Here is a 24592-nt window from a genome sequence, read left to right as displayed (position 1 = left end):
GGGCGGATCGGTGGCCGACATCGAAGAGGCGCGCAAGCAGTTCCAGCGGATCGACACGGACGGTGACGGCTACATCACCGCGGCCGAGTTCAAGACCGCGCTGGCCCAGGGGGGCGACTGGAACGTCACGGAGTCGGTGGCCGAGGTCATCATCAAGAGCCGTGACCTCAACGGCGACAAGGTTCTGTCGTTCGACGAGTTCTGGGCTCACCTCGACAAGTGAGCCGGGCTGAGCCGGGCTGAGCCGGGCTGAGCTGAAGGGGGGGCGCCGCCTGTGCGGCGCCCCCCTTCCCGTCCGAAGGCCGCCGCACGGGAGCGGAATAGTTCCGCGGAGTGCGAGGTTGACGCCGTCCAGACGCATGCATGTGCATTGATACGGATCGCTCATCGACCTCGGATCGCATCGGAAGGCAGGACCTGTCATGAAGATCGGCATCATCGGCGCGGGCAACATCGGCGGCAACCTCACCCGGCGTCTCACCGCCCTCGGCCACGACGTCGCGGTCGCGAACTCCCGTGGCCCGCAGACGCTCACGGACCTCGCGAAGGAGACGGGGGCGACCCCCGTCGCCGTCGGGGAAGCGGCACGCGACGCCGAGATCGTGGTGGTCACGGTCCCGCTGAAGGCGGTCCCGAACCTGCCGTCCGGCGTCCTGGACGGGGCGGCCGACGGCGTGGTCGTCATCGACACCAACAACTACTACCCGCAGCAGCGCGACGGCCGGATCGCGGCGATCGAGGACGAGGGCCTCACCGAGAGCCGCTGGGTCGAGCGCGGGCTCGGCCACCCCGTGATCAAGGCCTTCAACGGCACCTACGCCCAGGACATCCTGGACCGCCCGCTGCCGGCCGGCGACCCCGGCCGCATCGCGCTGCCGGTCGCCGGCGACGACGAGGCGGCGAAGGCGAAGGTGCGCGCCCTGATCGACGAGCTCGGCTTCGACACCGTCGACGCGGGCGGCATCGACGACTCCTGGCGCCAGCAGCCCGACACCCCCGTCTACGGCCTGCAGGCCGGGGTCGAGGCGGTCACCAAGGCGCTGGCGGAGGCGAGCCCGCAGCGTCCGGCGGCGTTCCGCGGCTAGCCGGACGACGTTCAGGGGGACGGGGGCGGCCCGTCGGGCGACTCGACCGCGATCGGGTCCCCGGGCCGCACCACGCCCCCGCCGGGCGCGACGCTCATGATCCCGGACCGGAACGCCGGACGGCGTCCGGGCCGCGTCCGACGAACTGTCCCGCCATGATGGGGTGTCAATCCTATGAACGGGGGAGCTGCGCCCATGAATTTCGCGATCTCCCAGCCGGTGACGACCGATCGGCTGGTTCTGCGTCTGTTCACGGTGGACGACGTCGACGCCGTGCACGCGTATCAGGGACTGCCCGAAGTGGCCAGGTTCCTCTACCGGCCGCCGCGCGACCGCGCCCGCTGCGCCGAGGTCGTCGAGCGCATCGCACAGGGCACCCACTGGAAGGAGGACGGCGACAACCTCACGCTGGCGGTGTGCCGCCGCGACACCCCGGGGGTGATCGGCGAGGTGCAGGTCACCCTGTCGAGCGCGTACGCCAGGCAGGCGGAGATCGGGTGGGTCCTCCATCCGGACCACGGGGGCCGGGGCTATGCCGCGGAAGCGTCCCTCGCCCTGCGCGACGTGGCCTTTCACCAGCTCGGCGTGCACCGGCTGTTCGCCCGGGTCGACGTCGACAACACGGCCTCCGTGCGGATCTGCGAGCGGCTGTCGATGCGCCGTGAAGCGCATCTGATCGAGAACGACCGCGACGACCGCGGCTGGGGCAGCGAGTACGTGTACGCGGTGCTCGCCCGGGAGGTCGCCCCCGCCGGGACCGATCAGGACGGCGCCGGGCCCGGCGAGTCACCTCGCTGAGGGGAGTGCACCGGGGAGGTGCCTGTCTCAGGTCCGGGCGGGAGGGGCGACCGGGACGCCGGCGCCGAGCGCGGCGCTCTGCAACGTCGTGACGCGCTCGATGACGAGCCCCAGCAGCACGGCCGCCGCGATCATGAACGTCTCCGCCACCACGAGGAAGGCCATCGACCCCGGGGCCACCCGACTCCCCGCCACGAGCACCACCGCGTGCGCGATCCAGGCGGCCCACCACAGGTTCACCAGGGTCGTGTCCCGCTTCCGCCCCCACGACGCGGAGCTCGCGCTTCCGATGTCCAGGACGAGCCGGCGCGGGACGAAGAAGTTGACCACCGGTATGAACCACGCGCCGATCGTCCATCCCCGACCCGGGACCGGGGCCCCGGGGGACAACTCCTGGGCGTTGCCCCGGGACCGGGCGAGCCACACGAGGAACAGCGCGACCGCAAGGGTCATCAGATAGACGAAGATCATGGAGACGAAGCCCGACCTGTGCAGGGACGCATCCGTGGGGCGCAGGTGGTGATCCCGGACGGCCGCCGCGCGGAAGGCGTCCGCCACGGCCGCCGCCGCTGTCGCCCCCTGTGCGGAGCGGGCAAGGATCCAGGGAGCTCTACGGGCGGTGCCTGTCATCGTCTTCGGCCTGTCTCGGAGGCGTGCGCGGCCCGGCGGACGCCTGAGCGGAGTGATCATAGGGCTGCCCGCTCCACCTGCGTCCGGACGGGCCTAGCACTCGATGATGTTCACCGCCAGCCCGCCGCGGGCCGTCTCCTTGTACTTGACGCTCATGTCGGCGCCCGTTTCCTTCATCGTCTTGATGACCTTGTCCAGGGACACCTTGTGCGAGCCGTCGCCGCGCATAGCCATGCGGGCCGCCGTGACCGCCTTCACCGCGGCCATGCCGTTGCGCTCGATGCACGGGATCTGGACCAGGCCGCCGACCGGGTCGCAGGTGAGGCCGAGGTTGTGCTCCATGCCGATCTCGGCCGCGTTCTCGACCTGCTCGGGGGAGCCGCCGAGGACCTCGGCCAGTGCGCCCGCCGCCATGGAGCAGGCCGAGCCGACCTCGCCCTGGCATCCGACCTCGGCGCCCGAGATGGACGCGTTCTCCTTGAACAGCATGCCGATCGCGCCGGCCGCGAGGAGGAAGCGGACCACGCCGTCCTCGTCCGCGCCGGGCACGAAGTTCATGTAGTAGTGCAGGACCGCGGGGATGATGCCGGCCGCGCCGTTCGTGGGGGCCGTCACCACCCGGCCGCCGGCCGCGTTCTCCTCGTTGACCGCCATCGCGTACAGCGTGATCCACTCCATCGAGTGGGCCAACGCGTCGCCCTCCGCGCGCAGTTGACGGGCCGTCATGGCGGCGCGGCGGCGCACCCGCAGACCGCCCGGCAGGATGCCCTCCTGGGACATGCCACGGGACACACAGGACTGCATCACGCGCCAGATCTCCAGCAGCCCGGCCCGGATCTCGTCCTCCGTGCGCCAGGCGCGCTCGTTCTCCAGCATCAGGGAGGAGATCGACAGGCCGGTCTCCTGCGTCAGGCGCAGCAGCTCGTCGCCGGTGCGGAAGGGGTACTTCAGCACCGTGTCGTCGAGCTTGATGCGGTCCTCGCCGACCGCGTCCTCGTCCACGACGAACCCGCCGCCGACCGAGTAGTACGTCTTGGACAGCAGTTCCGCGCCCGAGGCGTCGTGGGCCCACACCGTCATGCCGTTGGCGTGGTAGGGCAGGGCCTTGCGGCGGTGCAGCACCAGGTCGTCGCCGAAGGAGAACGGGATCTCGTGGCTGCCCAGCAGCCGCAGCCGCGAGGACTGCCTGATCTGCTCGACCCGGTCGTCGGCTCCCGCGACGTCCACGGTGCGGGGGGAGGAGCCCTCCAGACCGAGCAGGACCGCTTTGGGGGTGCCGTGGCCGTGGCCGGTGGCGCCGAGCGAACCGTACAGCTCGCAGCGGACCGACGCGGTGGCCTCCAGCAGGCCCTCATTGCGCAGGCGCCGCGCGAACATCCGCGCCGCGCGCATCGGGCCGACCGTGTGGGAGCTGGACGGGCCGATGCCGATCGAGAACAGGTCGAAGACCGAGATGGCCACGGGTACTCCTCAAGACGGGGGTGGTGGGGCGCCCGCACCCGGACGGGGGTGCCGGATGCCGGACGCCGGTTCACGAGGACGGGCGCCCCACCGGGGACGTGCTCGTCCAGGACGGATCAGGACGGGTTCACAGCCTGATCAGGCCTGGTTTCAGGACCTGATCAGGACTTGTTCAGGCCGGGGTACAGCGGGTGCTTGTCGGCCAGGGCCGTGACCCGGGCCTTCAGCTCCGCACGGTCGGCCTCCGCGAAGGGCGAGGGCGCCGTCAGCGTCCGCGCGATCACGTCCGCGACCTCCGCGAAGTCCTCGGCGGTGAAGCCGCGGGTCGCCAGGGCCGGCGTGCCGATCCGCAGTCCCGAGGTGACCATCGGAGGCCGCGGGTCGTTCGGGACCGCGTTGCGGTTGACGGTGATGCCGACCTCGTGGAGACGGTCCTCGGCCTGCTGCCCGTCGAGCTCCGACTCGCGCAGGTCGACCAGGAGCAGATGCACGTCCGTGCCGCCGGACAGGACGTTCACACCCGCCTTGCGCGTGTCGTCGGCCGTCAGACGCTCGGCGAGGATCCGCGCACCGTCCACTGTACGGCGCTGGCGCTCCTTGAAGTCCTCCGAGGCCGCGACCTTGAAGGACACCGCCTTGGCGGCGATCACATGCTCCAGCGGGCCGCCCTGGAAGCCGGGGAAGACGGACGAGTTCAGCTTCTTCGCGAACTCCTTCTTCGCGAGGATGACACCGCCCCGGGGGCCGCCCAGCGTCTTGTGGGTGGTGGAGGTGACGACGTCGGCGTACTCGACCGGGTTCGGGTGCAGACCCGCCGCGACCAGGCCCGCGAAGTGCGCCATGTCCACCCACAGGTACGCCTCGACCTCGTCGGCGATCCTGCGGAACTCGGCGAAGTCCAGCTGCCTCGGGTACGCCGACCAGCCCGCGATGATCACCTTGGGTCGGTGCTCCTTGGCGAGCTTCTCGACCTCGGCCATGTCGACCAGGCCGGTCGCGGAGTCCACGTGGTAGGCGACCACGTCGAACTGCTTGCCGGAGAAGTTCAGCCGCATCCCGTGGGTCAGGTGGCCGCCGTGCGCCAGGTCGAGACCGAGGATGGTGTCGCCGGGCTGGGCCAGCGCGAACAGGGCGGCCTGGTTGGCGGACGCCCCCGAGTGCGGCTGCACGTTGGCGTACTCGGCGCCGAACAGTTCCTTGATCCGGTCGATCGCGATCTGCTCGGCGACGTCCACGTGCTCGCAGCCGCCGTAGTAGCGGCGGCCCGGGTAGCCCTCGGCGTACTTGTTGGTCAGGACCGAGCCCTGCGCCTCCATGACGGCGAGCGGAGCGAAGTTCTCCGAGGCGATCATCTCGAGCGTGGACTGCTGGCGGTTCAGCTCGGCGTCGACCGCGGCGGCGATCTCCGGGTCGAGCTCGTGCAGGGGCGTGTTCAGGACGGACATGCGTCTACGACTCCTCAGCCGGCGGTGTAGGCGGTGTACTCGTCGGCGGTGAGCAGGTCGCCCGGCTCGTCCGTGACGCGTACCTTGAACAGCCACCCGCCCTCGAAGGGGGCGGAGTTCACCAGCGCCGGGTCGTCGACGACGTCCTGGTTGACCTCGGTGATCTCACCGGTGACCGGGGCGTACAGCTCGCTGACCGACTTCGTGGACTCCAGTTCGCCGCAGGAATCGCCCGCGGTCACCGCGTCACCGACCTCCGGGAGCTGGACGAAGACCACGTCGCCGAGCGCGTTGGCCGCGTGCTCCGTGATGCCGACCGTCGAGACGCCGTCCTCGACGACCGACAGCCACTCGTGCTCCTTGCTGTAGCGCAGCTGCTGGGGGTTGCTCATGGCCTGAATTCTCCTGTACGCGGGGGAGTGCTGATGAAGGGGGACGGCTGAAGACGTGCGTGAGCAGCGAGAATGTGCGCAGTCTCACGCATCGTGGTCTCACGGATCGCTGTCTCATGCGTCGCAGTCTCACGCATGGGCGCAGTCTCACGCATGGGCGCGGGGCGCGCCCGGCGTCTACTTCTGACGCCGGTAGAACGGCAGCGCCACGACCTCGTACGGCTCGTGCGCCCCGCGGATGTCCACGCCGACGCCCGGGGTCCCCGGCGCCGCGTGGGCCGCGTCGACGTACGCCATCGCGATCGGCTTGCCGAGGGTGGGGGAGGGGGCGCCGGAGGTGACCTCGCCGATCACCTCGCCGCCGGCGACGACCGCGTACCCGGCGCGCGGGACGCGACGTCCCTCGGCGACCAGGCCGACCAGGACGCGCGGCGGCTTCTCCTCGGCCCGGACGGCCGCCGCGGCGAGCGCCTCGCGGCCCACGAAGTCGCCGTCCTTCTGGAACTTCACCACGCGGCCGAGCCCGGCGTCGAACGGGGTGAGGGAGGTGCTCAGCTCGTGCCCGTACAGCGGCATGCCCGCTTCCAGGCGCAGCGTGTCCCGGCAGGACAGCCCGCAGGGGACCAGTCCGACGCCCTCGCCGGCCTCGGTCAGCGCCTGCCACAGCTCGACGGCGTGCTCCGGCTTCACGAACAGCTCGAAGCCGTCCTCGCCGGTGTAGCCGGTGCGCGCGATGAGCGCGGGGACGCCGGCGACGGCGCCGGGCAGACCGGCGTAGTACTTCAGGCCGTCGAGATCGGCGTCGGTCAGCGACTTCAGGATGCCGGGGGACTGCGGGCCCTGGACGGCGATCAGCGCGTAGGCGTCCCGGTCGTCGCGGACCTCGGCGTCGAAGTCCGCGGAACGTTCCACGAGCGCGTCGAGCACGACCTGGGCGTTGGAGGCGTTGGCGACGACCATGTACTCGCTCTCGGCGAGCCGGTAGACGATCAGATCGTCCAGGATGCCGCCGTCGGCCCGGCAGATCATGGTGTAGCGGGCGCGGCCCGTGCCCACCGCCGCGAGGTCGCCGACCAGCGCGAAGTTCAGGAGCTCGGACGCCTGCGGGCCGCTCACCGTGATCTCGCCCATGTGCGAGAGGTCGAAGAGCCCGGCACGCGTGCGGACGGCGTTGTGCTCGTCGCGCTCGGAGCCGTAGCGCAGGGGCATGTCCCAGCCGGCGAAGTCGGTCATCGTCGCGCCGAGCGAGCGATGCAGGGCGTCGAGCGCGGTGCGGCGCACGGCCGTGGATTCGGTACTGCTCATCGGTCGGTCGTCTCCCAGGGCAATGGGGTCCCCCCGCGCGAGCGGATCCGGGCGTGGGGGATGGCGAGGTCGTTCCTCCCCATCTGTCATCGGAACCTGAGAGGTTCGCCATGATCGCGAAGATCGTGACTTGCACCGTGGGTGGAGCCGCCCGGGGGCGACCCGCTTTTCAGATGTGCCTCGCCCGCGCGGTAACGGGGCCTGAGAGATTCAAGGGAGGGACTTGCTCCTTCGGCGCCCCAGCGAAGCTGCTGCTGAGGACTCTCCCGCGCGGATTCAAACGGCCGGTATGCAGTTGGCGCGGCCATCATCGCACGGCTCGCCCCGATCGCGGCAGGCCGTATCTGTAACCGGCTTGTGTCGGTACGCGCACGAAAACGCGAGGCACCGCGCATTACCTTCTCTTTACGCTTGGCGGGGATGAGGAACACCTGACCCCAGGGGAGGACGATCACGGTGAACAGGACGACGAGCACGGCGAGGACCACGGCGTTCGCGACCGGCGCGGGGGTCGCGCTGCCCGCCCAGCCCGGCCCCCGGGCCCGTGCGGCGTGCGGCCCGCGGCCCGCGCCCGTCGTCCGCGACCTGCGCGAACGAGCCGGCCGCAGCCCGCACGGCCTGCTCTTCGGCCCCCGTGACCTGGTCGTGGTGACGGGTCTGCCCGGCAGCGGCAAGTCCACGCTGATGCAGCGGACCGTGGCCGGCGTCCGCATCGACTCCCAGGACACCCGCGACCGCTGGGACGCCCGTATGCCCCGCCTCCTGCCCTACGCCCTCTACCGCCCCTTCGTGCGGCTCTCCCACTACGCCGGACTGCGCCGCGCCCTGCGCGGCGGCGAGGGCGTCGTCGTGCACGACTGCGGTACGCAGACCTGGGTCCGCGTCTGGCTGGCGCGCGCGGCCCGCCGCCGGGGCGGCACGCTCCATCTGATCCTCCTCGACGTCGGCCCGGCGACGGCGCGGGAGGGCCAGCGCGAGCGCGGCCGGGGCGTGTCGCGCTACGCCTTCCTGCGGCACCGCCGCGCGGCGGCCCGGCTGCTGCGCTCGGTGGAGTCGGGGCGACTGCCCGAGGGATGCGGTGCGGCGGTCCTCCTCGACCGGTCCGCGGCCGACGTCCTGCGGCGGATCGGCTTCGCGGGCCGAACCGACCCCCTCGGCACCCGCTAGCCTTTCAGCCACAGCAGAGTGAGCGGTTCTCAGCAGGCGGTAGGCAGATGGATTTCCCCCCGGCAGACTTCCCGACGGATTTCCCGGCGCAGGCGCACCACCATTCGCACGGCGGATGGCCCGGCAACGAGCTGGAGGAGGTGCTCTCCGTCTCCCTCGGCGTGCCGGAAGCCGGCGGCCGGATCGTGGAGGTGCTCGGCCGCAGCTTCGTCTGGGTGCCGCTGCCCAGCGGCGGCGGCCCGCACAGCGGCGCTCTCGACCTGCCCACGCTGGAGCTCGAAGGCCAGGTGTACGTGCCGGTCTTCAGCTCCGAGGAGCAGTTCCGCCAGGTCGCCGGCGCGCACATGTCGTTCACGGTCGCCCCGGCCGTGGAGTTCGCCCGGGGGCTGCCCCCGCAGGTCGGCATCCTGGTCAACCCGGACGGCGTGGTCGGCGTCCCGCTGCCTCCGCCGGCCGTGGCCGAGCTGTGCCGGGCGGGCCGCACCGCCCTGGACGGTCCGGCGAGCGGCGGCCGGGTCCGCCTCTACGAGCCCGACTGGCAGGACGACCCCGTCGACTTCCTGGCCGCGGCCTCCGCGGAGTTCGAGGCGGTCGGCGTGGTCCGCACGGCCCGCCGCTGCCTGGCCGTGATCGAGACCGCGGACCCGGTGATGTTCGTCGGCGTGGAGCTCTCCCAGTGGGAGGGCGACCTGCGCGCCCTGCCGCTGGAGGCCCTGGGCCGGGCGCTGGGCGCGACGTCGGCGCCCTGGCCCGTCAACCTGGTGCTGCTGGACGTGGCCCAGGACCCGGTGGGGGAGTGGATGAAGGAGCGGGTGCGCCCCTTCTACACGCGGCTGCACTAGCCCGTCGCGCGGGCCGACGGCGAGGCCGGGAGCACGGGCCGACGGCGGCCCCGGCGCACGGGCGGAAGGCGGCCTCGGGGGCGCGCGGCCGCGGCCGCCGGCGGCTCCTCCACGGGGCCGCCCGGTCACAAACGAACCGCACCCGCCAACGCGCCACGCCCCCCGACCCCTTGGGCGCTTAAGCTGGACTCCGACGCGGGGCAACACAGAAGAAGGGGCGGTACAGGTGAGCGCCAGCGGCATCGCGACCGGTCAGGTCGAGCACATGCTGCGCCAGGTCACGCCCGGGCGCTACGACGCCTACGAGGCGCTCCTGCGCGCGCTCGCGACCCCCTCCTCCGGCCAGGTCTGGATGCTGCTGTGGCACGGCCAGGCCGGCTCCCCGGACGCGCAGTACGGGAACATGGAGGTCGACGGCCACGGCTACGCGCCGTGCGTGACCTCCGCCCAGGAGCTCAGCGCCAGCGGCTGGAACAGGTCGTACGAGGTCATCGACGGACTGGACGCGGCCCGCACGCTCTACCCCGACCACTACGGCCTCTGGCTGAACCCGCACGCCCCCGGCGGCGGCATGGGCATCCCCTGGCTCGATCTGCGCCGTATCGCCACCGGTCTGGAGCGCCAGCCGGCCGGCCCGCTGCGGATGTCCGAGCCCGGCATCGAGATCCCGCAGTTCTACGCCCTGCTCGCGCAGAACGCCCACCGCACCCCGGTGGTCCGCGCGTTGCGCCGGGCCTGGGTGCAGCCCGCCCTGGGCGCGCCCTACCTGGCGCTCGGGCTGGACGTGTACGAGACCTCCCCGCCGGCCGTGGACGCCGTCCGGGCGATGATGCAGCAGTCCATCGGCGCGGTTCCCGACGGACTGCCGGTCTCGACGGTCGCCATGACCGACGAGTACGACCCCGTCGTGATGTGGATGCGGGCCAACGCGCGGCCCTTCTACGACCGTGAGGCGCACGCCGCCGCCCCCGCGCAGGCTCCCGCGGGCGGCTACGGATTTCCGCCCACCGGACGCTACTGAGTCGTTCGTCGCTCCTGCCGCGCTGCAGGAGTCGGACTTCTTCGCGCGTAGATAACGGCGATAAGTGATAGACGCGCCCAATGTGTCCGGATAAGTCCCCGTCCGGGGGGCGTTACCCGCCGTCCGGATAACGGAACCCCTCTACCCGCATCACGTTTACGCATCCATTCACTGCCAAGTCTGGCAACAGATCGCCAAAGCGTTGAAGACTCCCGCTCCAGGGGACTTATCCCCTGCGTATTACGGACTGATCACGCCGCTACAGCGGCAAGTGCGGGCCGGCTACCGCCGGTTGAGAGGGGTCCCTGCCAGATGACGGCACCATTGCACGAGCCGACCGCGGAAGCGGCCCCGAGCGCGGCCGAGGAAGCGGCGGTCGCCGTTGGCGACGCCAAGGCCGTTCAGGGCCGTTCCCTGGGCCGGATCGCCTGGGAGCGCCTCAAGCGGGACAAGCTCGCCCTCACGGGCGGAATCGTGGTGCTCCTCCTCGTGGTGGTGGCGCTGCTCGCGCCCGTCATCACGAGCCTCCTCGGGCAGGACCCGAACGAGTACCACGAGAACCTCATCGACCCGCTGTTCAGCACGCCCACGGGCTCGTTGGGCGGCATCAGCGGCGACCACCTGCTCGGCGTCGAGCCGGTCAACGGCCGCGACATCTTCGCCCGCATCCTCTACGGGGCCCGGATCTCGCTGCTGGTCGGCTTCCTGTCCGCCGTGGTGGCCGTGATCATCGGAACGGTGCTCGGCATCCTCGCCGGCTTCTTCGGCGGCTGGGTCGACTCCGCCATCAGCCGGGTGATGGACGGTCTGCTCGCCTTCCCGCAGCTGCTGTTCATCATCGCCCTGGTCTCCGTCATGCCGAGCAACATGCTGGGGCTGTCCGGTTCCAACGTGCGCGTCTTCGTGATGATCCTCGTGATCGGCTTCTTCGGCTGGCCCTACATCGGACGCGTGGTGCGCGGCCAGACGCTCTCGCTGCGCGAACGCGAGTACGTCGAGGCCGCACGGTCGCTGGGCGCCGGTCGGCTGTACATCCTGTTCAAGGAACTGCTGCCCAACCTGGTCGCCCCGATCGTCGTGTACACGACGATGATGATCCCCACCAACATCCTCACCGAGGCCGCGCTCAGCTTCCTGGGCGTCGGCGTCAAGCCGCCCACCGCCTCGTGGGGACAGATGCTCTCGAGCGCGATCGACTACTACGAGTCGGACCCGATGTACATGGTGGTCCCCGGTGTGGCGATCTTCATCACCGTGCTGGCCTTCAACCTCTTCGGCGACGGCGTCCGGGACGCGCTGGACCCGAAGGCCTCCCGCTGAACCGCCGAACAGCGACAACGCCGAACCACGGCGCCCCAACCGTCCCGTGGCCTCACACGGGGGCTCTCATCTATCCGGAGGATCCGAGATCGTGACTACCCAACGCACCTCAGGGCGGCGGAAGCAGGCACTTGCCGCTGCCGCCGCGGTCGCCGCGCTGCTGACCACGGCGGCGTGCGGCGGTGGCGGAGACGACGACAAGGGCTCGAGCACCGGTGCCGCCGGCTTCGACGCCGCGAACAACAAGGTCGCCCAGGCCTCCGCCGCCAAGAAGGGCGGCACGCTGAAGTTCGGTGCCGCGCAGGACGCCGACTCGTGGGACACCACGCGTGGCTACTACGGCATGATGTGGAACTTCGCCCGCTACTACAGCCGTCAGCTGGTCACGAACAAGGCCGAGCCGGGCGCGGCGGGCGCCGAGATCACTCCGGACCTCGCCACCGCGACCGCGAAGGTCACGGACGGCGGCAAGACGTACACGTACACCCTGCGTGACGGCGTCACGTGGGAGGACGGCAAGCCGATCACGTCGAAGGACGTGAAGTACGGCATCGAGCGCGTGTGGGCGCAGGACGTGCTGTCCGGCGGTCCGACGTACCTTAAGGACGTCCTCGACCCGAAGGGCGAGTACAAGGGCCCCTACAAGGACACGTCCGCGGACAAGCTGGGTCTGAAGGCGATCGACACGCCGGACGACAAGACCATCGTCTTCCACCTCCCGCAGGCCAACTCGGACTTCGAGGAGATGCTGGCCCTGGTCTCGGCCTCGCCGGTCCGCCAGGACATGGACACCAAGGCCAAGTACGGCCTGAAGCCGTTCTCCTCGGGTCCGTACAAGTTCGACTCGTACAGCCCGGGCAAGGACCTCAAGCTGGTCCGCAACACCTCCTGGAAGCAGGCCTCGGACCCGCTCCGCAAGGCCTACCCGGACGAGATCACCATCAAGTTCTTCTCGGACGCCAACCAGCTCGACCAGCGTCTGCTCAACGGTGACCTGGACCTCGACCTGAACCAGACCGGCATGTCGCCGCAGGGCCGCACCACCGCCCTGAAGCAGCACAAGGCCAACCTGGACAACCCGGTCTCCGGCTACGTCCGTTACGCGGTCTTCCCGCAGAGCGTGAAGCCGTTCGACAACATCGAGTGCCGCAAGGCCGTCATCCTCGGCGCCGACCACGTGTCGCTGCAGACCGCGCGCGGCGGCCCGGTCGCCGGTGGCGACATCGGCACCAACATGCTGCCGCCGTCCGTCCCGGGCGCCGAGGGTCAGAAGTACGACCCGTACAAGCTCGCCGGCGACAACAAGAACGGCAACGCGGCCGACGCCAAGGCGGCCCTGAAGGCGTGCGGTCAGCCGAACGGCTTCAAGACCACCATCGCGGTCCGCAACAACAAGCCGGTCGAGGTGGCCACCGCCCAGTCGCTGCAGGCGTCGCTGAAGAAGATCGGCATCACCGCCGAGATCGACCAGTACGACGGCTCGCAGACCGCCGGCATCATCGGCAGCCCCTCGAACGTGCAGAAGAAGGGCTACGGCATCATCATCATGGGCTGGGGTCCGGACTTCCCGTCCGTCCAGGGCTTCGGTCTGCCGCTGTGGGACAGCAAGTACATCTCGCAGAGCGGTAACAACAACTACGCGCTCATCAAGGACAAGGCCATCGACGGCCTGTTCAACTCGTACGTCACCACCCTGGACGACGCCGGCAAGACCAAGATCGCCACGGAGATCAACCACAAGGTGATGGAGGGCGCGTACTACCTGCCCTTCGTCTTCGAGCGGTTCATCAACTGGCGCTCGGACAACCTGGCGAACGTCTACACCACCGACGGTTACAGCGGTCAGTACGACTTCGTGAACCTCGGTCTGAAGAACCCGAAGAAGTAGTCCCGGCACACCCGCCGAACGGCACGAAAGGCAGGTGAAGGCCGGCGCGGCGTGATCGCGGGTCATCTGGGGGCACCTCCCACGTCCACAAGACAGTGGAGGAGCCCGCGGGTGGCCCGCGGTCCGCAGCGGGCCGAGAGCTGTGCTCGCTTACCTCATCAGGCGGTTGTTCGCCGCCGCAGTGATGCTCGTGGTCATCGTCATGGTGGTCTTCGGCATCTTCTTCCTCATCCCCAAGTGGGCCGGCGTCGACATCGCCTTGAGCTTCGTGGGCAAGCAGGCCGACCCGGCCGCAGTCGAGGGCGTGCGCGAGAAGCTGGGTCTGGGCGACCCGATCTACGCGCAGGTCTGGGAGTTCTTCAAGGGGATCTTCGCCGGACGCACCTACACGGGCGGCGGCGACAGCATCCACTGTGCCGCTCCCTGCTTCGGCTACTCCTTCCGCAGCGAGCAGGCCGTCTGGCCGGTGCTGACCGACCGCTTCCCGGTGACGCTCGCGCTCGCGCTCGGCGCCGCCGTGCTGTGGCTGATCATCGGCGTCTCGGCGGGTGTGCTCTCCGCGCTCAAGCGGGGCAGCCTCTGGGACCGCGGCGCGATGGTGATCGCGCTCTCGGGCGTCTCCCTCCCGATCTACTTCACCGGCATGGTCGCGCTGTCGATCTTCGTGTACGGACTCGACCTGTTCGACGGGCAGTTCGTACCCCTGGAGACCAGTTTCAGCGGCTGGTTCGGCGGCATGATCCTGCCGTGGGTCACCCTCGCCTTCCTCTACGCGGCGATGTATGCGCGCATCACCCGGGCGACCATGCTGGAGATCCTCGGCGAGGACTACATCCGCACCGCCCGCGCCAAGGGCCTCAAGGAGAAGACGGTCATCGGCAAGCACGCCATGCGCTCCACGATGACCCCGCTGCTGACCATGCTCGGAATGGACCTGGGCGCCCTGATCGGCGGCGCCATCCTGACCGAGACGGCGTTCAGCCTCCCCGGCCTCGGCCAGGCGGTGCTCAACGCCATCAAGAACCAGGACCTGCCCATCATCCTGGGCGTCACCCTGATCACTTCTCTCGCGGTGCTCGTCGCCAACCTCGTGGTGGACATCCTGTATGCCGTGATCGACCCCCGAGTGAGGCTCTCGTGACCGAACTGAGCAAGAGCGGAGCGGCCGTGGGCGAGCCCACCCCCGCTTCGCCCGCGCCGACGTCCTTCCTCGAAGTGCGCGACCTCAAGGTGCACTTCCCGACCGACGACGGCCTGGTCAAGTCCGTCGACGGGCTCAGCTTCCAGCTGGAGAAGGGCAAGACCCTCGGCATCGTGGGCGAGTCCGGCTCCGGCAAGTCCGTGACCTCGCTGGGCATCATGGGCCTGCACACCGCCGGCCAGTACGGCAAGCGCAAGGCCCAGATCTCCGGCGAGATCTGGCTGGACGGCACCGAGCTGCTGTCCGCCGACCCGGACCACGTGCGCAAGCTCCGCGGCCGCGAGATGGCGATGATCTTCCAGGATCCGCTGTCGGCGCTGCACCCGTACTACACGATCGGCCAGCAGATCGTGGAGGCGTACCGGATCCACCACCCCGTCGACAAGAAGACCGCCAAGCGCCGTGCGGTCGAGATGCTCGACCGGGTGGGCATCCCGCAGCCGGACAAGCGCGTGGACAGCTACCCGCACGAGTTCTCCGGCGGTATGCGCCAGCGCGCGATGATCGCGATGTCGCTGGTCAACAACCCCGAGCTGCTGATCGCGGACGAGCCGACGACCGCCCTGGACGTGACCGTCCAGGCGCAGATCCTCGACCTCATCCGCGACCTGCAGAAGGAGTTCGGCTCCGCGGTCATCGTCATCACCCACGACCTGGGCGTCGTCGCCGAACTCGCCGACGACATCCTGGTGATGTACGGCGGCCGCTGCGTCGAGCGGGGGCCGGCCGAGGAGGTCTTCTACGAGCCCCGGCACCCCTACACCTGGGGACTGCTCGGCTCGATGCCGCGACTGGACCGCGACCAGCAGGAACGGCTGATCCCGGTCAAGGGCTCCCCGCCCTCGCTGATCAACATCCCGTCCGGCTGCGCCTTCAACCCGCGCTGCCCGTACGCGGACCTCCCGAAGGACAACGTCACCCGCACCGTCCGGCCCGAGCTGGCCGAGGTCGGCAGCCGGCACTGGGCCGCCTGCCACCTGGGCAAGGAGCAGCGGGAGCGTATCTGGACCGAAGAGATTGCGCCGAAGCTGTGAGTGACGACGAGAAAGCGGTGACGATTCCCGCGCAGGCCGACGGCCCGAAGGCGGAGGGCGCGACCCTCACCAAGGGCGCCGCTCCCGGCGAGGTCCTGCTGAAGGTGACCGGGCTGCAGAAGCACTTCCCCATCAAGAAGGGCCTGCTCCAGCGGCAGGTCGGGGCGGTGCACGCGGTCGACGGCATCGACTTCGAGGTCCGCTCCGGCGAAACCCTCGGCGTCGTGGGCGAGTCCGGCTGCGGCAAGTCCACGATGGGCCGGCTGATCACCCGGCTGCTCGAACCGACCGGCGGCAAGGTCGAGTTCCAGGGCAAGGACATCACGCACCTCGGCGTCAACGGCATGCGTCCGCTGCGCCGCGACGTGCAGATGATCTTCCAGGACCCGTACTCGTCGCTGAACCCGCGGCACACCATCGGCACGATCGTCGGCGCTCCCTTCAAGCTCCAGGGCGTCGAGCCCGAGGGCGGCATCAAGAAGGAGGTGCAGCGGCTGCTGTCGGTCGTGGGGCTCAACCCCGAGCACTACAACCGCTACCCGCACGAGTTCTCCGGCGGCCAGCGCCAGCGCATCGGCATCGCCCGCGCACTCGCGCTGAACCCGAAGCTGGTCGTGGCCGACGAGCCGGTCTCGGCGCTGGACGTGTCGATCCAGGCCCAGGTCGTGAACCTGCTCGACGACCTCCAGCAGGAGCTCGGCCTCACGTACGTGATCATCGCGCACGACCTCTCGGTCGTGCGGCACGTCTCGGACCGCATCGCGGTGATGTACCTCGGCAAGATCGTCGAGCTCGCCGACCGCGACCTGCTCTACAAGTCGCCGATGCACCCGTACACCAAGGCGCTGATGTCGGCGGTGCCGATCCCGGACCCGCGGCGCAAGAACGCCAAGAGCGAGCGGATCCTGCTCAAGGGCGACGTGCCCTCGCCGATCTCCCCGCCGAGCGGCTGCCGGTTCCACACCCGGTGCTGGAAGGCGACGCAGATCTGCAAGACCACCGAGCCGGTCCTCGTCGAGCTGCGGACCGGTCAGCAGGTCGCCTGCCACCACCCGGAGAACTTCGAGGACCAGGCCCCGCAGGACACCGTCCTGCTGACCGCCGCGAAGGAGGCGGCGGAGCTGGTGGCCGACGAGGTGCTCGCGGAGTCGGCGGAGACGTCGGCGGCGCTGGCGGCCGAGGCGGCTTCCGAGTCCGTCGCGGCAGCCGAGCCCACCGAGGTCGAGGCAGCGGAGGTCGTGGAGCCGGCCGAGGTCGCGAAGGCGGAGGTCGTCGCACCGGCCGAGGTCCAGGCAGCGGAGGTCGTGGAGCCGGCCGAGGTCGCGAAGGCGGAGGTCGTCGCACCGGCCGAGGTCCAGGCAGCGGAGGTCGTGGAGCCGGCCGAGGTCGCGAAGGCCGAGTCCGCCGAGGTGGCCGACGTCCCCGAGACCGAAGGCCAGGAGTCAACTGACAAGTAGGGCATGACGAGTTAGTAAAGTCATGTACATGCCTTAACGGGAGAGTGCAGAGTCGTCCGCGTCCGGTACCACGGCACGCGCTCGAAGGGACGACACATGGCACTCTCCCGTTCGGCACGTTGGGGGGCCCTCGCGACAGCGGCGGCCTCCTTCCTCGTCATCGCCGCCTCCTCCGCCCCCACCCCGGGCGCCGACGGAATCGGCGACGCCTACTTCCCGCAGCTCGGCAACGGCGGCTTCGACGCCCGCCATTACGACCTCGCCCTCGCCTACGACCCCGGCACCGACCGCCTCGACGGCCGTACGACGATCACCGCCCGCGCCACCCAGAGCCTGTCGTCCTTCGACCTGGACCTGCAGAAGCTGGAGGTCTCCCGGGTCGAAGTGGACGGCAGAAAGGCGCAGTTCACCCGCACGGGCGACGAGATCCGGATCACCCCGCGCGGAGCGATCCGCAAGGGGCGGACCTTCGAGGTGTCCGTCACCTACGGCGGCGTCCCCGAGCCTCTCAGCGGCCCCATCGTCTTCGGATCCGCCTACGGCTGGATGAAGACGGCCGACGGCGTGTTCGTGGCCTGCGAGCCCAACGCCGCCTCCACCTGGTTCCCGTCCAGCGACCACCCCTCCGACAAGGCCGCCTACGACATCCGGATCAAGGCGCCCCGGGGCCTGACCGCGGTCTCCAACGGCCGGCTGGTCTCGACGTACGACAAGGGCGCCTCGACGTACACCCACTGGCGCGAGACGAAGCCGATGGCCACGTATCTCGCGACCGCCACCATCGGGAAGTTCGACGTGCGGACCGGGACGACGCCCGGCGGCACCCCGATCTACGTCGCGATCGACCCGGTGCTCGCGAACAGCAACAGCGTGGATGTGTACGCCGTCACCGCCGCGGCCACCGACTACTGGTCGAAGGTCTTCGGGCCGTATCCCTTCGAGGAGACCGGCGCGATCGTCGACGACATGCCGCAGGCCGGCTTCTCCCTGGAGGTGCAGTCCAAGCCGGCGTACTCGGCCGTCCGCAGCGAGTCCACCATCGTGCACGAGCTGGCTCACCAGTGGTTCGGCGACTCCGTGTCGGTGGCCCACTGGAAGGACATCTGGCTCAACGAGGGCTTCGCCACCTACGCCCAGTGGCTGTGGGCCGAGCACCAGGGCACCCGCTCGGCGCACGACTCCTTCCTGGCCGGCTACAACGCCCGCCCCGCCGGCAACGCCTTCTGGCAGACGGCCGTCGGCGACCCCCAGCGCGACACCATGTTCGCCTCCGCGGTCTACCAGCGCGGCGCGATGACCCTCCAGGTCCTGCGCGAGCGGATCGGCGACAAGGCCTTCTTCGCACTGCTGCCCGCCTGGACCAGACTGCACCGCTACGGCAACGCGGAGACCGGCGACTTCATCCGCCTCGCCGAGAAGGTCTCCGGGCGACAGCTCGACGACCTCTTCCAGACCTGGCTCTTCACTCCGGGAAAACCGTCCCTGTGAAGCCGGCCCGCCTTGTAATGTAAGGCCAAGGGTTCGTGCTGGGTGAGAATATAGGGGTGCTCCAGCAAATCTTCAGCCCCTCCGTCCAGCACACGCTCGACCTGATCGGCATTTTCGTCTTCGCCATCTCGGGCGCGCTGCTCGCCGTCCGCAAGAACTTCGACGTGTTCGGCATCGCCATGCTCGCCGAGGTCACCGCGCTGGGCGGCGGCGTGTTCCGGGACCTGGTGATCGGGGCGGTGCCCCCGGCCGCCTTCACCGATCTGGGGTACTTCCTCACGCCGCTGCTCGCCGCCCTGCTGGTCGTCTTCCTGCATCCGCAGGTGGAGCGCATCCAGCTGGGCGTCAACGTCTTCGACGCGGCGGGCCTCGGCCTGTTCTGCGTCACGGGGACGACGAAGGCGTACGCCTACGGGCTGAACCTGACCGCGTCGGCGGCCCTGGGGATCGCGACAGCTGTCGGCGGCGGCGTGCTGCGCGACGTGCTGGCCAACGAGGTGCCCTCGCTGCTGCGCTGGGACCGCGATCTCTACGCGGTCCCAGCGATGGCCGGCGCCGCCATGGTGGCGCTGTGCATCCGCTACGACATGCTCACCCCGCTGGCCAGCGGGGTGGCCGCGGTCACCGCTTTCGTCCTTCGGTTGCTCGCGATGCGGTTCCACTGGCGAGCTCCGCGTGCTTGGAACCGCCGCTCGACGGTGCGTGAGGAGTAGACGTCCCGGCGATCGCGTGCTGGCCCATCTGCGTCGTCAGCCAGCGGAACGCCGGCACCACCTGCGGCCGCCACAGCTCCATGGTGTGCCCGCCCGCGTTGGACGGGATGTACACGACGCGCACGGTCGTCGGCGCCTTCGCCTCCCGCCGCAGGGCCATGGCCGCCTCGTAACCGTCGTGCGGCTGGCCCGAGAGGTACAGCGCCACCGACGGCGGGACGGCGGCCTTGCCCAGCAGCAGGTACGGGTTGTTCGCCCGGCGCAGCGCCGAGTCCTGCGCGGCGAGGGAGTTGTGCTCGATGATCGGGTCGTTGTACCCGGACAGGCTCACCGCAGCCCGGTAGCGGTTGGGGTGGGCCACCGCGAGCTTGGTCGCGCAGTGGCCTCCCGCCGAGTACCCGGCCACCGCCCACCCCTTGGGCGCCGGCAGGACCCGGAAGTTGTCCGTGACCATCTTCGGGACGTCGATGCTGAGCCAGCTGTCGGCGTTGACGGTGCCGGCGACGTTGGCGCAACCGGTGTCCACGCCGGGCAGCAGGGTGGTCCGCGGGGCGACCAGGATGAACGGCGCGATCTTGCCCTCGCGCATCAGCGGGGCGAGTTGCTCGTGCACGTGCAGCGTCCCGTACCAGGATTTGGCGGAGCCCGGGTAGCCCGGCAGCAGCTCCACGACGGGGAACGCAAGGTGCTTGTAGGCCGGCTCGTTGTACTGCGGGGGCAGCCAGACGTAGACCTCGGCGTTCACGCCGGAGACCCGGCCCTGCACCTGGGTGACACGCACACCGCCGGCCGCGTGCATCGCCGCGCCGTTCACCGGGGTGAACTTCTGTCTCACCTTGGGCAGTCTGTCCAGCGCGATGCCGCCGGTGCCGTCGGCCCCCAGGTCGGCGGCCTGCTGCACATGGGTGCCGGTGCCCAGGAGGTCGTCCCAGGTGTCGTACAGGTTGTTGGCGTTGTTGACCAGAACGAAGACCAGGCTCACGGCCGTGGTCTGGGCGAACAGCAGCATCATGATCCGGGCCGCGGCGCGCAGGACCCGCGGTCCGCGCAGTCGCGACCACAGCAGCAGCGGCAGCACGACGGCGACGGCGGACAGCGCGATCAGGGTGTAGAGGAACGGAGTCCCGGTGAGGCTCATGCCTTAGCAGAGGGAAAACGAGGCGTCGAGGTTACGGACGAGTTCGGACACTTACCAAGAAATTGCAGTAGCGGGTCCGGAACGTAATGTACGACACGAAAAAAGCTACCGCTTAGTAATCAAGTGTTGTACCGTGCAGCCATGGCAGAAGCACCTATGGCGACGGCCCGGCAGGCCACCATCGGAGACAGTGAGTTCGACCGGGACACCGCGCTCACCCGGCGCGCCCCCGGTGTCTACGACATCGACCTGTCGGCCGGCTGGACGATCATCAGCGCCGTGAACGGCGGCTATCTCCTCGCGGTCCTCGGGCGCGCGCTCTCGGACGCCCTGCCGCACGGCGACCCGTTCACGATCTCGGCGCATTACCTGACCGCCTCCCAGCCGGGCCCGGCGGTCGTCCGCACGGACGTGATCCGCACCGGCCGCACCCTGTCCACCGGCCAGGCCTCGCTCCTGCAGTACGACGAGCAGGGCGACGAGGTCGAGCGGATCCGCGTCCTCGCCTCCTACGGCGACCTGGACTCCCTGCCCGACGACGTGCGCACGACCGCGAAGCCGCCCGCGATCCCGCCGATCGACCAGTGCTTCGGCGCCGAGGACGGACCGGCGCCGGTCGACGGCAGTTCCGCCATCACGGACCGCCTGATGCTCAAGCTCGACCCGTCCACCCTCGGCTGGGCGCTCGGGCGGCCCTCGGGCAAGGGCGAGATGCGCGCCTGGTTCGGCCTGAAGGACGGCCGCGACCCCGACCCGCTCTCCCTCCTCCTCGCCGTGGACGCCCTGCCGCCCACCGCCTTCGAGATCGGTCTGCGCGGCTGGGTCCCCACCGTCGAGCTGACGGTCCACGTCCGCTGCCGTCCCGCCCCGGGCCCGCTGCGCGTGTCCATCGCCACCCGCAACCTCGCCGGCGGCTTCCTGGAGGAGGACGCCGAGGTCTGGGACAGCGCGGACCGGCTGGTCGCGCAGTCGCGGCAGCTGGCCCGGGCCAGACTCGGCTGACCGGTTCGCGGGACGAGGCCGCCGACCTTCCTCGGTCGGGACGCGCTCTGCCTCATCGACAGGCGGCGGACAGGAGGGCCTCAAGGTGGCCCCAGGCGCCGCTGGTTGAGTTTCGGCTTCAGGTTCTCCTCGTCTTCCCTGGAGCTGTCCCTCATGAAGCGTGCGCTGATGCCCGTCCGTCTCGTCCCCGCGGTGGCGCTGCTGGCGCTCTCGCCCCTCGCCCTGGCGGCCTGCGGCTCGGGCGACTCCTCTTCCTCCTCCGGCGGCGCCTCCTCTCAGCAGTCCTGTCAGCCGGCTTCGGGCAACGCCTCGGGCATGCCAAGTGGCGCGCCGTCGGGGGCTCCGTCCGGAGCGCCGACCGGTGCGGCGCCCTCGGGCCGGCCGACGGGCATGCCGGCAGGAACGTCTGCAGAAGCGCCGACGGGAGCGCCGACGGGCATGCCGACCGGTGCGGCGGGCGGCGGCCGGGGTGGCCCTCAGGGCGGCCCGGGTGGGGGCTCGGGCGGGGGCTGCGGAAACCCCGGCGGCGGAGCGGGGATGCAGGCCCGGCAGGGCTGACCGGCGGTCCGTCGACGGGGCGGCGCACTCGGAAACGGGTGCGCCGCTCGTGCGTCCGCCCTGGGGGCTGCGCGGGGGGCCGGGCGCGCGGTGGGTGGGACGGGGTGGGACGGCTCCCGGTCGGGCCGACCGGGTCTCACTCCAGCCAGTGGTGACGGCCGATGCTGATGAGCCGCATCTGACGGGTGGCCAGCCGGCTGACCCGCTCCCGGTCCTCCGGTGAGGCCTCCAGCGCCTCCAGGAAGAGCGAGGCCGTGATGAGCATCTGGTCGACGTAGAGATGCGAGAGCATCAGCAGGTCGTCGTCGCTCCAGCCCTCCGCCTCGGCGTCCTTGGCCAGTTCGGCCTTCACCTCGTCGGCGAACCGGCCCAGTTGGTCCCGGATCGCCTCCCGCACCGGCTGGACCCCGCCATGTCGCTCCCGGGCGATGAAACGTACGTGTGGGGGGTACGCGTTCACGTGACCGGCTATCAACTCGACAGCGCGCCTGATGCGTTCGCCGCTGGAATCGGCGGACGTCACCGTGGTCCGGATCATCGGGTGCAGGCTGCCCAGCGCCTCCTCGACCAGGGCCACGCCGAGATCCGCGGTGGAGCGGAAGTGGCGGTAGAAGGCGGTCGGGGCGACCCCGACGGCGCGGGTGACCTCGCGCAGTCCCAGGCTGCTCAGGCTCTGCTCCTCCAGCAGCGCCAACGCCGCGTCCATGAGCGCCTGCCGGGTCTTCTGCTTCTGGGCCTGCCGAACGCCGAGGGTGTGACTCATGTCATCCAGTTAACAACTGTTCTCCGGAATTGAAAAGCCGGGAGACGCGCTAGACTCAAGAGTCAGTGAACAAGTGTAACTACAACTGTTCACCCAAACTTTACGGAGGGGGATCCGATCCCATGCTGTTCCTCGTCGCCGCACTGCTTCTGCTGGGCGTCGTCATGGGCACCGTCGCCCACGCGCCGCTCGCCTTCACCGTCGTCGCCGCCACCGTGATCGCCGCCTGGCTCGGCATCTTCGCGCTCCGCGAGCGCCACGGCCGCCGGCACACCTCGACCCGCTGACCGCCCCGCCCATCGACAGGAGTCGACCGACCATGCAGCTCACCGCACCGGCCACCCGCCGCACCGGAGTCCGCGACGCAGACGGCATGGCCGTCGCGTCCTTCATCCTGGGCCTGCTGGGCCTGCTCGTCCTCAACGTCTTCCTCGGCCCGATCGCCATCGTCCTGGCGGCGGCGGCCCTCTGGCGCGGGACGGCCCGCCGCGGCCGCGCCTACCTCGGCCTCGCGCTGGGCGTCGCCGACCTGCTGGTCCTGGTGGCGTTCATGCAGGCGGACTCGACGATCTCCTGGAGCTTCTGACCGCCGCGGCCACCTGGCAGCGAGGCGCGCCGCCCGGCCCCCGTAGAATCGGGGCCACCATGGCATACCTCGACCACGCCGCGACCACGCCGATGCTTCCCGAGGCGGTCGAGGCACTCACCGCGCACCTGGGCGTCACCGGCAACGCCTCCTCCCTGCACGCGGCCGGCAGGCAGGCCCGCCGCACGGTCGAGGAAGCCCGTGAGACGCTCGCCGAAGCGCTCGGCGCCCGCCCGAGCGAGGTCGTCCTCACCTCCGGCGGCACCGAGGCCGACAACCTCGCGGTCAAGGGCCTGTACTGGTCCCGGCGCGACGCGGACCCGGCCCGCACCCGTGTCCTGGCCAGCCCCGTCGAGCACCACGCGGTCCTCGACGCCGTGCACTGGCTCGGCGAGCACGAGGGCGCAACGATCGAGTACCTGCCGGTCGACTCCTACGGGCGGGTCCACCCCGACGCCCTGCGCGAGGCCGTCGCACGCAATCCCCACGACGTGGCGCTGGCCACCGTCATGTGGGCGAACAACGAGATCGGCACGATCCTGCCGGTCCGCGAACTGGCAGACGTCGCGGCCGAGTTCGGCATCCCCCTGCATGCCGACGCCGTCCAGGCCTTCGGTCAGGTCCCCGTCGACTTCGCCGCCTCCGGCCTCGCCGCGATGACGGTCTCCGGACACAAGATCGGCGGCCCCTACGGCATCGGGGCCCTCCTCCTGGGCCGCGAGCACACCCCCGTGCCCGTCCTGCACGGCGGAGGCCAGGAGCGCCATGTCCGCTCCGGAACCCTCGACGTCCCCGCGATCGCCGCCTTCGCGGTCGCCGGCCGCCTCGCCGCCGAACAGCGCGAGTGGTTCGCCCGCGAGATCGGCGCCCTGCGCGACGGCTTGATCGACGCGGTCCGTACGGCCGTCCCGGACGCGCTCCTCGGCGGCGACCCCATCGACCGGCTGCCGGCCAACGCCCACTTCACCTTCCCGGGCTGCGAGGGCGACTCCCTGCTCCTGCTGCTCGACGCGCAGGGCATCGAGTGTTCCACCGGCTCGGCCTGCACCGCGGGCGTCGCCCAGCCCAGCCATGTCCTGCTCGCCACCGGCGTCGCCCCGGACCTGGCCCGCGGCACCCTGCGCTTCTCGCTCGGCCACACCTCCACGGAGGCCGACGTCGAGGCGGTCGCCAAGGCCATCGGCCCGGCGGTGGAGCGGGCCCGGGCGGCCGGGCTCACCTGACCGGCCGACGCTCGCCGCCCCACGCTCACGTCCCGGCGTCGTGGGGGCGAAGGCCGGTATGCCGCGTGCGTGGCC

Annotated in this window: 24 protein-coding genes and 1 riboswitch; of the genes, 17 read left to right on the top strand and 7 right to left on the bottom strand. The window is 70.5% G+C overall.

Going from position 1 to position 24592, the window contains the following annotated elements; translation table 11 throughout:
* The first annotated feature begins 10 nt into the window (after positions 1 to 10).
* The 3 genes from BG482_RS20485 (at position 11) to BG482_RS20475 (ending at position 1883) form a co-directional block, all read left to right on the top strand.
* Complete coding sequence (locus BG482_RS20485; RefSeq protein ID WP_069770515.1) at positions 11 to 223, top strand: EF-hand domain-containing protein; 213 nt, start codon at positions 11 to 13, stop codon at positions 221 to 223.
* 199 nt (positions 224 to 422) lie between these two features.
* A complete protein-coding gene (locus BG482_RS20480; protein ID WP_069770514.1) occupies positions 423 to 1085 on the top strand; it encodes an NADPH-dependent F420 reductase in 663 nt (220 codons plus the stop codon).
* A 195-nt stretch (positions 1086 to 1280) separates the two neighbouring features.
* On the top strand, positions 1281 to 1883 hold the full coding sequence (locus BG482_RS20475; RefSeq protein ID WP_069770513.1) for a GNAT family N-acetyltransferase: 603 nt from the start codon (positions 1281 to 1283) through the stop codon (positions 1881 to 1883).
* A 27-nt stretch (positions 1884 to 1910) separates the two neighbouring features.
* On the opposite strand, the gene BG482_RS20470 is transcribed toward BG482_RS20475, so the two are convergent.
* From BG482_RS20470 to gcvT, 5 genes are all read right to left on the bottom strand, one after another.
* Positions 1911 to 2513 (bottom strand): DUF4328 domain-containing protein, encoded by a 603-nt coding sequence (locus tag BG482_RS20470; protein WP_069770544.1) that lies wholly within the window; start codon positions 2511 to 2513, stop codon positions 1911 to 1913.
* A gap of 93 nt (positions 2514 to 2606) precedes the next feature.
* Positions 2607 to 3974: an L-serine ammonia-lyase gene (locus BG482_RS20465; RefSeq protein WP_069770512.1), complete on the bottom strand. Its 1368-nt coding sequence runs from the start codon at positions 3972 to 3974 to the stop codon at positions 2607 to 2609.
* 161 nt (positions 3975 to 4135) lie between these two features.
* Positions 4136 to 5419, bottom strand: coding sequence for a serine hydroxymethyltransferase (gene glyA, locus BG482_RS20460; RefSeq protein ID WP_069770511.1), 1284 nt, complete (start codon positions 5417 to 5419; stop codon positions 4136 to 4138).
* Between the two features lie 14 nt (positions 5420 to 5433).
* Positions 5434 to 5811, bottom strand: coding sequence for a glycine cleavage system protein GcvH (gene gcvH, locus BG482_RS20455; RefSeq protein WP_069770510.1), 378 nt, complete (start codon positions 5809 to 5811; stop codon positions 5434 to 5436).
* Between the two features lie 177 nt (positions 5812 to 5988).
* A complete protein-coding gene (gene gcvT / locus BG482_RS20450) occupies positions 5989 to 7116 on the bottom strand; it encodes a glycine cleavage system aminomethyltransferase GcvT (protein ID WP_069770509.1) in 1128 nt (375 codons plus the stop codon).
* Between the two features lie 179 nt (positions 7117 to 7295).
* Positions 7296 to 7395: riboswitch (glycine riboswitch) on the bottom strand.
* A gap of 177 nt (positions 7396 to 7572) precedes the next feature.
* On the opposite strand from gcvT, the gene BG482_RS20445 reads away from it, so the two are divergent.
* From BG482_RS20445 to BG482_RS20400, 10 genes are all read left to right on the top strand, one after another.
* Positions 7573 to 8283 carry an AAA family ATPase gene (locus tag BG482_RS20445; RefSeq protein ID WP_107450651.1) on the top strand — a complete coding sequence of 237 codons (711 nt, stop codon included), beginning with the start codon at positions 7573 to 7575 and terminating at the stop codon, positions 8281 to 8283.
* A 47-nt stretch (positions 8284 to 8330) separates the two neighbouring features.
* Positions 8331 to 9125 (top strand): enhanced serine sensitivity protein SseB, encoded by a 795-nt coding sequence (locus BG482_RS20440; protein WP_069770507.1) that lies wholly within the window; start codon positions 8331 to 8333, stop codon positions 9123 to 9125.
* 226 nt (positions 9126 to 9351) lie between these two features.
* Positions 9352 to 10146: an enhanced serine sensitivity protein SseB C-terminal domain-containing protein gene (locus tag BG482_RS20435; protein WP_069770506.1), complete on the top strand. Its 795-nt coding sequence runs from the start codon at positions 9352 to 9354 to the stop codon at positions 10144 to 10146.
* Between the two features lie 312 nt (positions 10147 to 10458).
* Positions 10459 to 11466, top strand: a complete 1008-nt coding sequence (locus BG482_RS20430) for an ABC transporter permease (RefSeq protein ID WP_069770505.1) — start codon at positions 10459 to 10461, stop codon at positions 11464 to 11466.
* A gap of 91 nt (positions 11467 to 11557) precedes the next feature.
* Positions 11558 to 13354: an ABC transporter substrate-binding protein gene (locus tag BG482_RS20425; RefSeq protein WP_069770504.1), complete on the top strand. Its 1797-nt coding sequence runs from the start codon at positions 11558 to 11560 to the stop codon at positions 13352 to 13354.
* A gap of 142 nt (positions 13355 to 13496) precedes the next feature.
* Complete coding sequence (locus BG482_RS20420) at positions 13497 to 14495, top strand: ABC transporter permease (protein WP_069770503.1); 999 nt, start codon at positions 13497 to 13499, stop codon at positions 14493 to 14495.
* Positions 14492 to 15589 carry an ABC transporter ATP-binding protein gene (locus BG482_RS20415; RefSeq protein ID WP_069770502.1) on the top strand — a complete coding sequence of 366 codons (1098 nt, stop codon included), beginning with the start codon at positions 14492 to 14494 and terminating at the stop codon, positions 15587 to 15589. Before BG482_RS20420 ends, BG482_RS20415 begins: the two co-directional genes overlap by 4 nt.
* Positions 15590 to 15606: 17 nt before the next feature.
* Positions 15607 to 17046 (top strand): dipeptide ABC transporter ATP-binding protein, encoded by a 1440-nt coding sequence (locus BG482_RS20410; RefSeq protein ID WP_069770543.1) that lies wholly within the window; start codon positions 15607 to 15609, stop codon positions 17044 to 17046.
* Positions 17047 to 17142: 96 nt separating this feature from the next.
* The gene (locus BG482_RS20405) at positions 17143 to 18534 is read left to right on the top strand and encodes a M1 family metallopeptidase (protein WP_069770501.1); all 1392 of its coding nucleotides are present in this window, start codon (positions 17143 to 17145) and stop codon (positions 18532 to 18534) included.
* 56 nt (positions 18535 to 18590) lie between these two features.
* Positions 18591 to 19247: a trimeric intracellular cation channel family protein gene (locus tag BG482_RS20400; protein ID WP_069770500.1), complete on the top strand. Its 657-nt coding sequence runs from the start codon at positions 18591 to 18593 to the stop codon at positions 19245 to 19247.
* On the opposite strand, the gene BG482_RS20395 is transcribed toward BG482_RS20400, so the two are convergent.
* A complete protein-coding gene (locus tag BG482_RS20395; RefSeq protein WP_069770499.1) occupies positions 19156 to 20385 on the bottom strand; it encodes an esterase family protein in 1230 nt (409 codons plus the stop codon). The two genes, BG482_RS20400 and BG482_RS20395, sit on opposite strands and share 92 nt — an antisense overlap.
* A gap of 141 nt (positions 20386 to 20526) precedes the next feature.
* Here BG482_RS20395 and BG482_RS20390 point away from each other — a divergent pair, with 141 nt between their 5' ends.
* Positions 20527 to 21387, top strand: coding sequence for a thioesterase family protein (locus BG482_RS20390; protein ID WP_069770498.1), 861 nt, complete (start codon positions 20527 to 20529; stop codon positions 21385 to 21387).
* Positions 21388 to 22081: 694 nt separating this feature from the next.
* Here BG482_RS20390 and BG482_RS20385 read toward each other — a convergent pair.
* Entirely contained in the window at positions 22082 to 22708 is a 627-nt protein-coding gene (locus tag BG482_RS20385; RefSeq protein ID WP_069770497.1) for a TetR family transcriptional regulator, read from the bottom strand.
* A gap of 122 nt (positions 22709 to 22830) precedes the next feature.
* Here BG482_RS20385 and BG482_RS44035 point away from each other — a divergent pair, with 122 nt between their 5' ends.
* From BG482_RS44035 to BG482_RS20375, 3 genes are read left to right on the top strand one after another with little or no spacing between them, the layout of a single operon-like run.
* Complete coding sequence (locus tag BG482_RS44035; protein ID WP_176741425.1) at positions 22831 to 22995, top strand: hypothetical protein; 165 nt, start codon at positions 22831 to 22833, stop codon at positions 22993 to 22995.
* A 32-nt stretch (positions 22996 to 23027) separates the two neighbouring features.
* Positions 23028 to 23294 (top strand): DUF4190 domain-containing protein, encoded by a 267-nt coding sequence (locus BG482_RS20380; RefSeq protein ID WP_069770496.1) that lies wholly within the window; start codon positions 23028 to 23030, stop codon positions 23292 to 23294.
* Positions 23295 to 23353: 59 nt separating this feature from the next.
* Positions 23354 to 24517, top strand: coding sequence for a cysteine desulfurase family protein (locus BG482_RS20375; RefSeq protein WP_069770495.1), 1164 nt, complete (start codon positions 23354 to 23356; stop codon positions 24515 to 24517).
* Positions 24518 to 24592 lie beyond the last annotated feature (75 nt).

It is taken from the genome of Streptomyces sp. LUP30, assembly GCF_001746365.1.
Taxonomy (GTDB): Bacteria; Actinomycetota; Actinomycetes; order Streptomycetales; family Streptomycetaceae; genus Streptomyces.
This window is presented reverse-complemented; position numbering and strand designations above follow the sequence as displayed.